The organism is Paraburkholderia nemoris, assembly GCF_905221015.1.
GTDB classification, from domain to species: domain Bacteria; phylum Pseudomonadota; class Gammaproteobacteria; order Burkholderiales; family Burkholderiaceae; genus Paraburkholderia; species Paraburkholderia nemoris.
Window position 1 is genome coordinate 14,262 of the sequence record NZ_CAJNBO010000006.1, and the last position, 13,684, is coordinate 27,945.

Consider the following 13,684-nt stretch of genomic DNA (forward strand, 5'->3'; position numbering starts at 1 on the left):
CGGCAAGATTGAGTGTCGGCGGCCGGAAAGGCCGCTGTCGGTTAGCGAATCTTGCACGGGACGATTGACCGGAAGAAATGAAACTTCCTCATGCTCCAATCGATCTGCTTCATGCAATTCGTCTCGCGAAGGTCGTTTGACAAACCGGAAGTGGCTCGTTGTAATGGGGTTTAGTCTTTCCGGACCCTAGAAATGCACCGACTACCGCCGTTACACGCATTGCGGGTTTTCGAAGCCGTCACTCGCCTTCGCAGCTTTACCGCCGCTGCCGCCGAACTCCACCTGACCCAAAGCGCGGTTAGCCATCAGATCAGCAATCTTGAAGAGTTTTTCGGCTTCCCATTGCTCGATCGCCGCAAACGCACGCCGGCGCCGAACACGGCGGGCGAGGCGTTGTTCGCCGGTGCGCAGGCTGCGCTCGAGGTGATCGCGCGAACCGTCGCGCAGATGCGAGACACCAACCAAAACCAGATCCGTATCAAAACCTATCCTTCAATCGGATTCCTCTGGCTCATGCCGCGGCTGTGCGACTTTTATCTCGTACACCCAGGAATCAAGGTCAGCTTGACCACGGTGTCGACCGAGTCGCCCATTGCACGGTGGGATGAGTACGATTACACGATCGAATACGGTAGCAGCGAAGATTGCGGCCATAACGCCGAACTGCTGCACGAAGAGTCGCTGACGCCGCTTTGCAGCCCGGCGTTGTGCCCCGGCGGTAGTGGATCAATGAAGCCGGAAGATCTTGCCTCCATGACGATGATTCACCCGACCGGCGATTGCAGTGACTGGCCCAGATGGTGGAAGGCAGCCAGAATGACGCCTCGGGATCTTGGGCGAGTGCAGAAGTTCGACACCGATTACATGGCCCTTTCGGCCGCCAAGCGCGGGATGGGAGTCACGATCAGCGATCCGTTATTCGCCGCGTCCGATCTTGCCGACGGGTTGCTCCTTGCACCGTGTGATCTGCTTATCAAAACCGGGAAGGGTTACTACCTCGCCTCGGCGCCTGACACGCAACCTAGCGTGCCGATGACGCTGCTGCGGGACTGGTTGTTTTCAACGATGCGGGAGTCGCAGGGAATGGGGCATTGCTAGCTTCAGCGTCACCCACCTGAAACGCCGCCGCCGCGCGTTGCAGGCTCATCGCCTGCTCCTTCAGCGACTGCGCCGCGGCCGCCGCCTGCTCGACGAGCGCCGCGTTCTGCTGCGTCATGCTGTCCATCTGCGTGACCGCGAGATTCACCTGGTCGATGCCGGCGCTCTGTTCCGCCGCGGCCGCCGCGATCTCCTGCACGACGCCGGTCACACGCATGATCGCGTCGCGCGCTTCGTCGATCGTTGAACCGGTGTTTTCGACTAGCGTTGCACCACTGCCGACGCTGCCCACCGCATGACTGATCAGCTCGCGAATTTCCTTCGCCGCGGTCGCGCTACGCTGCGCGAGGCTGCGCACCTCGCTCGCGACGACTGCGAAGCCTCGGCCCTGCTCGCCCGCGCGTGCCGCTTCGACCGCCGCATTCAGCGCGAGGATGTTGGTCTGGAATGCGATGCCCTCGATCGTCGCGATGATCTCGACCATGCGGCCCGATTCGTTCGAGATGCCCTTCATCGCCGCGACAGCCTGCGTGATCATGTCTCCGCCGCGGTTCGCGATTTTCGCGGCGCCGGCCGCAAGCTCGCTGGCGGTGCGCGCGTTGTCCGCAGTCTGGCGGACCATTGCTGTCATCTGCTCCATGCTCGACGCTGTTTCCTGCAATGATGCCGCCTGGTTCTCGGTGCGCGACGACAGGTCCGCATTGCCGTTCGCGATCTCGTTCGCGCCGCACGCGACGTTGTCGGACGCGTGCTTGATCTGGCAGATGGTGCCCGTCAGCGCGTCGCGCATCCGCTGCATTACGTGCAGCAGGCTCGACGTGTCGCCGTCGCGGGTGCGGATCGCCACTGTCAGGTCCCCCGATGCGATCGCTTCCGCCACATTCGCCGCATAGGCCGGGTCTCCGCCGACCGTGCGCGCGATACTGCGGTTCGTCACCGCGACGAGCGTCACGAGTACTGCTGACACTGCCAGGAAGATCCCGCCGATCAGCCACAGCGACGCCATGAACGCAGCGTCGATGTCGTCGACATAGGCGCCGGTCGCGATGATCCAGTCCCACGGCGCGTAGCGCACCACGTAGCCGATCTTGCCGACCGCCTGTGTCGACGCCGCACCCGAATGCGGGAACACGTAGTCGACGAAGCCGCCGTCCGGCGCCTGAGCGGCCGACGCGAACGTCACGTAATGATGGCGGCCGTCGGCATCGGCGCTGCCCGCGAGATCCTTGCCTTCGAGTGCCGGCTTGATCGGATGCATCACCATCTGCGGCTTCGAGTTGATCACGAGGAAGTAGCCGTCTTCGCCGTAGCGGACGCCGCGCAGGCGTTCGAGTGCTTGCTTGCGGGCATCGGCCTCCGGCAGCGCGCCGCTTTGCACCAGTGCCGCATACTCCGTCACGATGCTGAGCCCGACGTGCGCGATATTCGTGAGGTCGTGCTTACGTTCCTCGATCCGCGTCTCGCGCGACTGCCACGCCGCCGATACGGAGACGGCGAGCAACGCGACGAGGCTGATGATCAGCGGCAGCCACAGCTTCTGCTTAAAACTGAGCATGTGCATCCTGAGTCCTCGAGCAAACGAATGGAAACCGCGCAGGGCCGCCATGCGAAGTGGCACGTGAATGGGCGCGCCGGATGGCGCCGGTGGATTGTCCGGCGGTCATCCAGGTGGTTCCTGCTCGAGTTATCGGCGGATGTGAGCGAAAGTTTCGTCCAGTGAAACCCTTGGTTAACAGCTTGCCGCTGCCTCCACTCCGGCTTCGCGCAGAAAATGCGTGATCGTCTCCTCGATCACCGACCTGGCGAGGCCTTGCACGATAAACACGAGCCGTGTCGTGTGATCGTCGTCAGGCCACGCTTCGAGCCGTAGCGGTTCATGCAGCAACTGCTGCACACCATGGAACACGACAGGTCGGGATTCGCCGATGAAATTGCCGATCCCCTTAACCCGCAGGATCCGTTCGCCGTGATAGCCGAGCAGCACGGTCAACGCGGTTTCGAATGCCTGCATCGGCAATGCTTGCGAGTAAGTCAGGCAGAAGCTGTCGATGTCCGGATGGGCCACGCGTGACGCCGTCGCACCGCGCATCAGCGATTTGCGCGGCGCAGGCGAAGACTCCACACGCAACCAGGGCCGCAAGGCACGCGGCGTCAGGATGTCGAGCAGTTGTTGTGCGTCAATCTCGCCGTTGTGCACCGGGATGCGTGGCGCACCCGGGTTCAGCGCCTCAAGTGCCGCCTCGAGGTCCGCCAGCGCGGGCGCATCGACCAGTTCGGCTTTGGTCAGCAACAGCCTGTCCGCAACGGCCACCTGCTGACGCGACTCCTCATGTCGGGCAAGTTGCGCGGCGCCGTGTTTCGCATCGACGGTCGTTACGATGCCATCGAGTTGCAAACGACCTTCAAGCGCCGGGTCACCCAGCAGCAACGAGATCACCGGGCCGGGCCGGGCCAGCCCCGTGGTCTCGATCAGAATCCGCTCGAAGGCCGGAATCTCGCCACGCATGCGGCGCTGCAGCAGATCGGTCACGGTCGCAGCCAGTTCGTCGCGCACGCCGCAACACAGGCAGCCGTTTTCCAGCAGGGCGATGGTTTCATCGCGTGAGGTGCTGACGAACAGATGATCGAGACCGATCGCGCCCAGTTCGTTGATCACCACCGCACAACGGCCCAGCGCGGGTTGCGGCAGCAGGCGATTGAGCAACGTGGTCTTACCCGAACCGAGAAAGCCAGTCAGCAACGTCAAGGGAATCGCAGCAGATTGCATGGTGGCTATTCCTGACACTCAAATAACCTGCAGGTCTTTGCCAACGATGATCTGTCCGTCGAAATGCTTGCGCGCATCGGCGGCCCACATCTCGTCGGTAATCGCTGGGTCGCCGCCCGGCACGAAATGGCTCAGCACCAGCGTTTTGACGCCCGCCGCCGCGGCGATCTTGCCGACCTGCTCCGTGCTGGTGTGGCTCTTCATGAGGTGATCGAGCAGCGTCGGCGCGTTGTCGACGGTCTTCATCAGCTTTTCGAGCGCGGGCAGGTACATCACTTCATGCACCAGGACGTCGGCGCCTTTGGCAAACTCGGCAAGCGCCGGGTAGTAGGTCGTATCGCCGGAGAAGACGACGGTGCGGTCCCGAGTCTCGAAGCGGTAAGCGAATGCCGGCTTGATCGTGTAGTGATCGACCAGTGTCGAGGTGACGCGCACGCGGTCGTCTTCCATCACGAGGCGCGGGCCGTCGAATTCATGGATGTTGATCAGTGGGCGGAACGGCGGGCGGCCTTCTTCGCGCATGCGCACGTCGAGGTCGATCGCATTCATGTCGACAAAGTCGTCGATCATCTTTGTCATGCGCGGCGGCCCGTACAGGTTGACGGGCGTATGCAGGCCGGTGGCCCAGGCGAGGAACACGAGGTTGCCGAGGTCGGCGTTGTGATCCGAATGATGGTGGGTCAGAAAGATGTCACGGATAGCCGGCAGCTTGATGCCGGCTTTGGTCAACTGCAGCGCGACGCCGTTGCCGCAATCGACCACGTAGGGCTGACCGTCGACCACCAGGACGTTCGCCGGCGCCGCGCGCAGGTCGGACGGCGTAGGGCCACCTTTGGTGCCGAGCAGGATCAGCTGCGTGCCTTTTGCCGGATGTCCCGCAACGGGTGCTGTGGTTGCGGAGTTGGCTGGTGACTGCGCTTGGGCGTCCTGCATCCACGGCAGCGCCGCGGTCGTGCCGGCTGTCACGGCGATACGCATGAAATCACGACGGGAACGTCCGAACGGCTGATCACTCATGGTTCTGTTTCTCCTGATATTTTTGGTTGAGGTCTGCTCGATTTTGCTGGGTTAATCCCCTGCGGGCAACACATCGGCCAGTATGCCCGGGATCCGGACCCTGTCCCGCCGGTTACGGTCTGTCGTTGCTCCGGGACGAAATATGTCCTTGAGAGGCGCATAATCCTGGATGAGTTGCGTTCCGTTTGGTCGGCGGACGCGCCGCAAGCGGTACGCCCCTTACCTGCAACGCTGGTGGACTGACGAGAATCCTGAATCCAAAGGAGTTCGAAAATGACACTTAACGGCGCGACTCCGATCGAACCAATCAACATTGGTCAATTGAGCATTCAGTACCTGATTGATGGAACTGCTACGGGTGGGATGGGTGTTTTCGAACTGACTGTGGGACCGGATTCACAAGTCCCACCGCCACATAGCCACACGCGCAACGAAGAGTGCGTCTACGTGCTGGAGGGCATGCTTCGGTACTCGGTCGACGGAGTGGTCCGCGACCTGGTACCGGGAGAATGGATGTTTACTCCGCGTGGGTCGGTTCATCACTTTAGCAACCCGCACAATGACGTGGCCCGCGCGCTGATCGTCCTTACGCCCGATATAGGCGCTCAGTATTTTCGTGATGTCGGAGCAATCGTAAGCGCCGGCGGGCCGCCCGACCGCTCAAAGCTTATCGATGTCATGTCGAGGTATGGGCTGGTGCCGGCCGCTAGAACCGGTCCACCCTGAAGGGCCGGGTATCCACAAGGGTCTCCTCGCCGGTCATCATCTCCGCGATCAGCCGTCCTGTCACAGGACCCAGCGTCAGCCCGTGATGCGCATGACCAAATGCAAACCACAAATCCTTGTGCTTTGCCGCCGGTCCGATGATCGGCATCATGTCCGGCGTACATGGGCGGCGGCCCATCCACGGTTCGGCGTCCAGACGCCCGGCCAGCGGGAACAGCGTGCGGGCAGAGGGCTCGACGGCGTCAAGCTGGTTGGGCGTCTTCGGTGCGTCGTGCAGCGCGATTTCGGCGCCGGTCGTCAATCGGATACCTTTGGCCATCGGCGCCAGCAGATAACCGCGTTCGACATCGAGGACCGGGTGATTCAGACGCGCGCCTGGCTGCGCGCCATAGTGCATGTGATACCCGCGCTTGGTGCCGAGCGGCAGGCGATAGCCCAGCCGCGCACTGAGTTGATCCGACCACGGGCCCAACGCGACCACCGCCGACGATGCCACGAGGGCGCCCTCCGATGTATCCACCACCCAATGATCGCGCAACGTATTCGCATCGCCGATCAAACAACGCCCGCCAAGCTTCTCGAAGTATTTTGCGTAAGCGGTGACGAGCGCGTTCGGGTCACTGACGGAATCGGATGCCGTGTAGCGCAACGCGCCGATCAGGCTGCGGTCGAGATCGGGCTCCGTCTGTTGCAGACTCGCCGCGTCGAGCGATTCGAATTCGACGCCGTATTCGCGATGCCACTGCTCGACAAGCCGCGTTTCACTGTCGCGAACCGCTTCGGTGCGGAACACTTTCATCCAGCCGATCGGACGCAATAATGCGCTCGCGCCGGCATCGGCGGCTAATGCGCGGTGCTCGCTCACGCAATGCTCGATCAGCGTCGAATAGGACCGCGCGATCGCCGCATGCTTCACCGGATGAGAATTGCGCCAGTATTGCCACAGGAACGGTGCGGCCTTGAGCATCGCGTTGGCGTGAAATCGAACCTCCGGCGACCGGTTGCGCGCGTATCGCATCAACGTGCCGAGTTCGCGCGGAAACGCATACGGATATACGCCCTCGCGCTGGATCAACCCCGCGTTGCCAAACGACGTCTCGTTGCCGGGCGGCTTGCGATCGACCAGCGCAACCCGCTGGCCGCGCTTCTGAAGATGGACGGCGACGCACACGCCGACGATGCCCGCGCCAAGTACGACGGTATCGAATTTCATCATGCTCATGAACTCACAGACTGACGATTACGCCGACAGTGCCGTTTAGACCGTTGAAACGCCGGCGCCATTCGGGCCGGACTCGTTGAAAAGAGGCGGCGCCGTCACGATCGACTTCAGCGACGGATCAGCCTGCGTGAGCTTCGACAGATCGGGACGCGGCCGGCGCAAGACCGGCGACTGATCGAAGACCTGTTCCAAGGCGTGCGCGACGGCGAGCGTTTTCCGATCGACATGAAACGGGCCGACGATCTGCAAACCGAACGGCATGCCCGCATGATCGACCCCGCAGGGCAGCGACACGGCGGGATGCGTCGTGAGCGTGACGACGTACGTCAGCGCGAGCCAGCGATAGTAGTTGTCCTGTTCGCGTCCGCCGATCTGCGCCGCGTACAGTTGTTGCCAGGGGAACGGTGAAACCGGCGTGGTCGGCGAGAGAATTACGTCGTACTGTTCGAACGCACTCTGGAAGCGTTTGAAAATACGGGTCTGCTCGGCTTGTGCCCAAGCGCTGTCGCCGAGGCTCATGCTCGCGCCCATTTCGTAGTTCGCCCGCGTGTTGGGTCCGAGCTGGTTCGGATCGCGCGTATAGGCGTCGTGCAGACCAGCGACGAAGCTCTCCGCGCGGATCACGTCGAAGCAACGGTGTACGTCGCCGAGATCGAAGCTCACCTGCTCGCAGGAACGGAACGACGGCGCGATCAGTGCGATGCGCTCGCGGAACACTTTGCGGATTTCGTCGTCGACGTCGCAACTGCCGAAGTCTTCTGTCCAGCCGACCCGCAACGAGCTGAGGTCGATATCGTCAGGCCGCGCGAAGTCCAGCGGGTCGACGCGAAAGCTGAGCGGATCGCCGGCGGAGAGTCCCGCGGTTGCGGCGAGCTGCAGGCAGGCCTCGGCGACGGTACGGCCCATCGGCCCGACCACCGAGATCGGCGACCAGCCGACCAGCTTGCGCGAATTCGGCACGAGGCCGGGCGTCGGACGAAAGCCCACCACGCCGCATTTCGACGCCGGAATCCGCAAGGACCCGCCGGTGTCGGAGCCGGTGCAGACCGGCAGCATGTCGCACGCGAGCGCGGCGGCCGAACCGCCTGACGAGCCGCCCGCGTTCAGCGTGGTGTTGAATGGATTGCCCGTTGCGCCCCATACCGGATTGCGCGTATTGGCGCCCGCGCCGAGCTCCGGCACGTTGGTCTTCGCGGTGACGATCGCGCCGGCGGCGCGCAGGCGCTCCACCAGCACCACGTCTTGCGTGGGAACGTTGCCGCGCGACATGGGCGAGCCATAAGTCGTCAGCAGACCGGCTGTATTTTCGAGGTCTTTGACGCCGAGCGGCAAGCCATGCAGCAAACCGAGCGCTTCGCCGTCGAGCACCTGCTTTTCGGCGCGCTTCGCGGCTTCTCGCGCGGCCGGGAAGTCCGTCGCGGTCACGGCATTGACTGCGGGATTGATTGCCTCGATACGCGCAATGCAGGCGTCGAGCAGTTCGACCGGCGAAATCTCTTTCGCGCCGATCATGCGGCGCAGCTCAACGGCGCTGCGTCCAACCAGTTCATTATCGTGACTCATTGCATCCTCGATTCATCAGGCGAGCGCTTCGCCCGTACGGTCCTTCAGCCAGATTACCGGCACCAGCGAGATGGCGCACGCGGCGGCCACATACCAGGCCGGCGCGAGCGGGTTGCCGGTTTGCGCGACCAGCCAGCTTGCGATGAACGGCGAGAAGCCGCCAAAGAACGATGCGCTCACTACGTAGGTCAGCGCAATACCCGTTGCGCGGACATGCTTTGGAAAGAGTTCCGGGATCATCACGAGCACCGGCACGATCTGCCCCGCGACAAACACGGCGAGTACGGCCGATACGATGCACAGCGCGGTCACCGAAGGATGCGCGCTGAGGAAGGCAAAGGCAGGATAGACCAGCAACAGCATCACGACGCGCGAAATAACCAGCACGCGCTTGCGGCTGAAGCGGTCCGCGAGCATGCCCGCCAGCGGCGCCGCAGCGAACAACACGAGCGAGCTGACAATGCCCGACGTGACAGCCGCGGTGGACGAGAGATGCAAGGCGCGCACCGCGTGGCTCGGCAGAAAAAACGCCGTGATGTAGACGGACACGGAGCCGCCCAGTTCGGCGAACGTGCCGAGTATTGTCAGCTTCAGATGTGTGGTCAGCGCCGCTTTCAACGCGCCGCGCGGCGGTGCTTCGCCGGGCTTGCGCTCGGCGAGCGTTTCTTCGAGCCGCTTGCGAATCAGCATGCCGGCCGGCGCGGCGACGATGCCGAGCAGAAAGGGGATACGCCAGCCCCAGTCGAGGATCGCCTGTTTGGGCAGCGTGGCGTTGATCAGCGTGGCCACGAGCGCACCGAGCACGAGACCGGCGGCAGTGGCCGCGAAGTTCCAGCTGGCGAAGAAGGCGCGCGTGTTGTCGGTCGCATATTCGACCAGCAGGGTGGTGCCCGGGCCGAACTCGCCGCCTGCGGCGAAACCCTGGATGAGGCGCGCGCTCAGCACGATCAATGGCGCCGCGAGCCCCGCCACGGCGTAGGTCGGCGCACAAGCGATCATCGCGCAACTCAGCGCCATCAGCATGATGGTGAGAACCATCGCCTTCTTGCGGCCCGCGCGGTCCGCGTAGGCGCCGATCACGATTCCGCCCAGCGGCCGCACCACGAAACCTACGCCGAATACGCCGATCGACAGCAGGAACTGATTGACCGGCGAAGCGCCCGGAAAGAACAGTTGCCCGATCTGGATCGCGAAGAAACTGTAGATCGTGAAGTCGTAGAATTCGAGCGCCGTGCCGATCGTCGTGGCGGTGATAACGTGGGTTTTCGTCAGACCGGACTTACTCAGAGCAAGGGTAGACACGATAGGGTTCCCACAGGAAGGGTGGAATCGACGTGAGTTATCATATACGAGAAAAAATAAATTCTCGTATATGAGAAAATTTTCTGTGGAAGTGAATGAAATGGCCAAAGCAGCAGTCGTGGACAACCAGGCCGAGGCGCCGCATGAGCCGCATGAGCCGCATGAGGCGCCGCCTGCGCTCGACCACAAGCTCGTGGGCGGCCATCTGCGGCAGGCGCGCAAGGCGCGCGGGCTGACCCTGACGGAGTTGTCGGAGCGCTCCGGCATCGCCGTGTCGACGATCTCAAAGGCCGAGCGCGGCGATATCGCCCTGACTTACGACAAGTTTGCGGCGTTGGCACATTCGCTTGAACTGGAGTTCGACGCGATTTTCAGGCGCAGCCGCAAACTCAATCAGCCGGCGCGCGTGATGAAACCGTCCTTTACGGCGAACGGCAAACAGGAGATCTACGACACGCCGAACTACGAGTACGGCATGCTCGCTAACAATCTGACCGGCAAGCGGATGGTGCCGATGCGCGCGCACATTCGCGCCCGCGCCGTCTCGGACTTCCCGGAGTACATCCGGCATTCAGGCGAGGAGTTCGTCTTTGTGCTGGCAGGTCAACTGGAATTGCGCTTTGAAAAAGGCAAGTCGTTCAAGTTGGTGCCGGGCGATAGCCTGTATTTCGACAGCTCGATTGGGCATGTTTACCTAAGCCTGGGAAAGGAAGATGCGGAGGTGTTGGTGTGCTGCGTGGATACGGATGAGCATCGGCCGAATGGTGCCATCTGAGCGGCGTAGTGCCACCCGGCGCGGCGCCGCTATTCGGCTAGCGCCGCGAGCAATTGATTCTTGACGATCGCGGTGGCCAGCGGTTGCCGCCCGAATTCATACCATCCAATATGTCTGCGCCATGCCGTGCCCGGAATCGGCCTCACCGACAACAACGGATCTTCGTCCCAGGCGGCGTGCCGCAAACGCGGCACGATCGACACGCCCACGTTCTGCCGCACCAGATCGGCAATGGCGGCGATCGAATTCATTTCCAGAATAGGGTTGACCTCGGCGCGCAGCCGCCGAAGCAGGCTCGCCACATGGGTGCCTGTCAGCGATGCCGCTTCGAAGCCGATGAACGGGTGACGCTTCAGCAGTGAGGTCACCGACGCATCGTCTGCGGCGATTGCTGGATTGACCAGCAACACCAGTGGCTCATCGTAAAGGCGCTCCCACAACTCGGGTAGCGTGGTCACCCGGGGTTCGCTGACGATCACCGCCGCATCGATCTCGCCGGCACGCACCTGGCGCTCCAGTTCGCCGCTACTACCGTGCGCGAGTCGCACCTTCAGGCCGGGGTAGGGGACCCGTAGCTGGATCACGTTGGCCGCCAGAAACCCCATCGACGACACGGTCGAGCCGATCGTGATCGAACCTTCGATGCTGAGTTTGTCGGCCACGCCGCGCAACAGCGAGTCGTACGCGGCCACCACCATGCGCGCCTGCTCGATGATCGAGCGGCCGGCATCGTTCAACTGGATGCTGCGCCCGCTACGGTCGAACAACTGGCGCTGACACACGCGCTCCAGCGTGCGCATCTGCGCGCCGACCGCGGCGTGCGTGAGCGCCATGCGATCGGCGGCGGCCGCCATGGTCCCATGCTTCTCGATGGCGAGAAACGTCCGCAGCATTCGAATTTCACTCATGCGGGATCTCCTCCAAGGTCTTCGGGACGTGCTCGGATTGCACGATTTTTTCCCGTCTCCACGCGTCGCATGATCGCACGAAACGAAAATTTTTCTTTCCTTTCGGTAAAGAAAATAACGCTTTTTATTTTGTTTGTGGCCAATGAAAATCGATCTGTCACAAATCAGGCCGATGGCGTCAGCGCGGGCTTAGCCCCGCGTCATGTCCTCGGCGGCAGCCAGGGTGAGGAGTCCCACACATGTCGCAAATCCAGCAGTTTCCATTCGTCAGCGTATCCGGCAAGCCGTATGAGCGCGGCTTGCAATATGGTCGTGCGGCGGCGGCGCGGGTGCGCCTAAGCGCATCGCGCTACGGCCAGACGCTGCGCAATCTCGGCTACAGCGAAGCGTCGCAGACGGCGCTGATCCGCTCGCTCGAACAGGTCATCGGCGAATTTCAACCGGAGTACCTGGACGAGATGCGCGGCATCGCCACCGGTGCGGAAGTGCTGTTCGAAGACATCGTGATGATCAATGCCCGTACCGAGGTGCTGGCCAAGGCGCGAGCCGAAATGGCGCTGCAAGCCGACGACGAAGACGGTTGTACCGGCGTGCTGGTGCTGCCGTCGCGCACGTCGACCGGACAGTTGATCCATGCGCAGAACTGGGACTGGAAGGCCGATTGCGTCGATACCGGCATCGTCTTGCGCGTACGCAACGATAACGGCCCCGATTTCCTGACCTTCGTTGAAGCGGGCGGTCTTGCACGCAGCGGCCTCAATGCCGCGGGCGTGTCGATCACCGCGAACTATCTCGAGTCCGAGCGCGACTTCACGCAACTGGGCGTGCCGCTCTCGCTGCTGCGCCGGCGCGTGCTGGAAGAGCCGGTGTTCGCGAACGCGTTGCGGGTAATCGCCATCACGCCGAAATCCTGTTCGAACAACATCATGCTCGGGATGGCCGAGGGCTTCGGCATCGATTTCGAATGCGCGCCGAACGAAGCTTTCCCGATCTATCCGGACGACGACCAGATGATCGTGCATGCGAACCATTGGATCAGCCCGGTCGCCCGCACCAAGCTGCTGGATACCGGTTGCGAGAGCTCGCCGGACAGCTATTACCGCGACTGGCGCGTGCGTCAGTTGCTGAAGGCCGCACCGAAGGTGGATCGCGACGCGGTCAAGGCCGCGCTGTTCGATGCGTTCGCCACGCCGTTTTCGGTGTGCCGTCCGCCGCGCCCGGGTACACGTCACACGATGACCGCGACGGTCGCGATGATCGTCATGGTGCCGGCCGCAGGGGAAATGGATGTCGCGCCGTTGCCCGCGCTCAACCGGGTCTTTACCCGCTACAGCCTGCACCACGAACCGCTCGCCGAGGCGGCGTGAGTTGTAAATAAACACGTATGCCTCGCAACGCGGGGCATGCACGAGACCGCTGAAATCGTCAGAGAGGAATGACAGATGTTCAATGCAGAGACGCGATCCGCTCCGGGTCATGAGAAAGCGCAGGCGCTGTACGACCTGGGCTCGACCACCGTGTACGCGAGTCGCCACGATCCGCGCTTTCCGTACGTGCTGTACGTGCCGCCCGAAGTCCTGACACCCGGCAACGACGTCGAACTGGTCGTCGTGATGCATGGCACGGGGCGTCAGTTCACGCAGTATCGCGATGCGTTCGCGCCGTTCGGCCGCTGGAACCGCTGCATCGTGCTGTGTCCGCTGTTTCCGGTCGGTGTGCGCGGCGATGGTGAGCGCAGCGGCTTCAAGCGCCTGATCGAAGGCGATATCCGTTACGACAAAGTGCTGCTCGACATGGTGACCGAAGTGGGCGAGCGTTATGGCAAGCGTTTCGACAAGTTCGCACTGTTCGGCTATTCGGGCGGTGGCCAGTACGTGAACCGCTTTGCGTACGCGCATCCGGAGCGGCTCTGGGCCGCGTCGATCGGCGCACCGGGCAACGTCACCGTGCTCGACGACACGAAGGACTGGTGGCTAGGCACGGGTGGTTTCGAGCGTCACTTCGGCAAGCCGTTCGATCTGGCCACCTTGCAGCGTGTGCCGGTGCAGATGGTGGTGGGCCGTGCGGATCTGGAAACCTGGGAAATTACGGTATCCGAAGATAGCCCGATGTATATGCCAGGTATCAACGATGCCGGCGCAACACGCCCGGAGCGGCTGCGTACGCTGAAGGCGTCGTTCGAGGCTGCCGGCGTTCGCGTGCGTTTCGATGAGATGGCGAATATCGCCCACAACGGCATGCAGGTCGTCGAGGTGGTTCAGGAGTTCTTTGCGCAGACGTTGCGCACCCTGCGGGCCGGAGGATAA

Annotated in this window: 12 protein-coding genes; 5 read left to right on the forward strand and 7 right to left on the reverse strand. The window is 62.7% G+C overall.

The window, feature by feature from the left end; translation table 11 throughout:
* The first annotated feature begins 192 nt into the window (after positions 1-192).
* Positions 193-1,098: a LysR substrate-binding domain-containing protein gene (locus tag KHO33_RS10760; protein WP_128575978.1), complete on the forward strand. Its 906-nt coding sequence runs from the start codon at positions 193-195 to the stop codon at positions 1,096-1,098.
* Here the strand turns inward: KHO33_RS10760 and KHO33_RS10765 are convergent.
* The 3 genes from KHO33_RS10765 to KHO33_RS10775 all read right to left on the reverse strand — a co-directional run bounded on the left by KHO33_RS10765 (position 1,022) and on the right by KHO33_RS10775 (position 4,843).
* Entirely contained in the window at positions 1,022-2,659 is a 1,638-nt protein-coding gene (locus KHO33_RS10765; RefSeq protein WP_234475214.1) for a methyl-accepting chemotaxis protein, read from the reverse strand. The two genes, KHO33_RS10760 and KHO33_RS10765, sit on opposite strands and share 77 nt — an antisense overlap.
* Positions 2,660-2,827: 168 nt before the next feature.
* Positions 2,828-3,865, reverse strand: coding sequence for a CobW family GTP-binding protein (locus KHO33_RS10770; RefSeq protein ID WP_200565108.1), 1,038 nt, complete (start codon positions 3,863-3,865; stop codon positions 2,828-2,830).
* An 18-nt stretch (positions 3,866-3,883) separates the two neighbouring features.
* Positions 3,884-4,843: an MBL fold metallo-hydrolase gene (locus tag KHO33_RS10775; protein WP_128576045.1), complete on the reverse strand. Its 960-nt coding sequence runs from the start codon at positions 4,841-4,843 to the stop codon at positions 3,884-3,886.
* 312 nt (positions 4,844-5,155) lie between these two features.
* Here KHO33_RS10775 and KHO33_RS10780 point away from each other — a divergent pair, with 312 nt between their 5' ends.
* Complete coding sequence (locus tag KHO33_RS10780; protein ID WP_054033777.1) at positions 5,156-5,608, forward strand: cupin domain-containing protein; 453 nt, start codon at positions 5,156-5,158, stop codon at positions 5,606-5,608.
* Here KHO33_RS10780 and KHO33_RS10785 read toward each other — a convergent pair.
* Genes KHO33_RS10785 through KHO33_RS10795 form a run of 3 tightly spaced genes read right to left on the reverse strand, consistent with a single transcriptional unit; the run spans position 5,589 to position 9,695 of the window.
* Complete coding sequence (locus KHO33_RS10785; protein ID WP_054034236.1) at positions 5,589-6,821, reverse strand: NAD(P)/FAD-dependent oxidoreductase; 1,233 nt, start codon at positions 6,819-6,821, stop codon at positions 5,589-5,591. The genes KHO33_RS10780 and KHO33_RS10785 overlap by 20 nt on opposite strands.
* Positions 6,822-6,866: 45 nt before the next feature.
* Positions 6,867-8,393, reverse strand: a complete 1,527-nt coding sequence (locus KHO33_RS10790; RefSeq protein WP_200565107.1) for an amidase — start codon at positions 8,391-8,393, stop codon at positions 6,867-6,869.
* 15 nt (positions 8,394-8,408) lie between these two features.
* Positions 8,409-9,695, reverse strand: a complete 1,287-nt coding sequence (locus KHO33_RS10795) for an MFS transporter (protein WP_054033772.1) — start codon at positions 9,693-9,695, stop codon at positions 8,409-8,411.
* Between the two features lie 100 nt (positions 9,696-9,795).
* On the opposite strand from KHO33_RS10795, the gene KHO33_RS10800 reads away from it, so the two are divergent.
* Positions 9,796-10,470 (forward strand): helix-turn-helix domain-containing protein, encoded by a 675-nt coding sequence (locus tag KHO33_RS10800; RefSeq protein ID WP_200565106.1) that lies wholly within the window; start codon positions 9,796-9,798, stop codon positions 10,468-10,470.
* Positions 10,471-10,499: 29 nt separating this feature from the next.
* On the opposite strand, the gene KHO33_RS10805 is transcribed toward KHO33_RS10800, so the two are convergent.
* A complete protein-coding gene (locus KHO33_RS10805) occupies positions 10,500-11,378 on the reverse strand; it encodes a LysR family transcriptional regulator (RefSeq protein WP_234475215.1) in 879 nt (292 codons plus the stop codon).
* A 239-nt stretch (positions 11,379-11,617) separates the two neighbouring features.
* Here KHO33_RS10805 and KHO33_RS10810 point away from each other — a divergent pair, with 239 nt between their 5' ends.
* Positions 11,618-12,745: a C45 family autoproteolytic acyltransferase/hydolase gene (locus KHO33_RS10810; RefSeq protein WP_054033768.1), complete on the forward strand. Its 1,128-nt coding sequence runs from the start codon at positions 11,618-11,620 to the stop codon at positions 12,743-12,745.
* Positions 12,746-12,931: 186 nt separating this feature from the next.
* Positions 12,932-13,684 (forward strand): alpha/beta hydrolase, encoded by a 753-nt coding sequence (locus KHO33_RS10815; RefSeq protein ID WP_128576043.1) that lies wholly within the window; start codon positions 12,932-12,934, stop codon positions 13,682-13,684.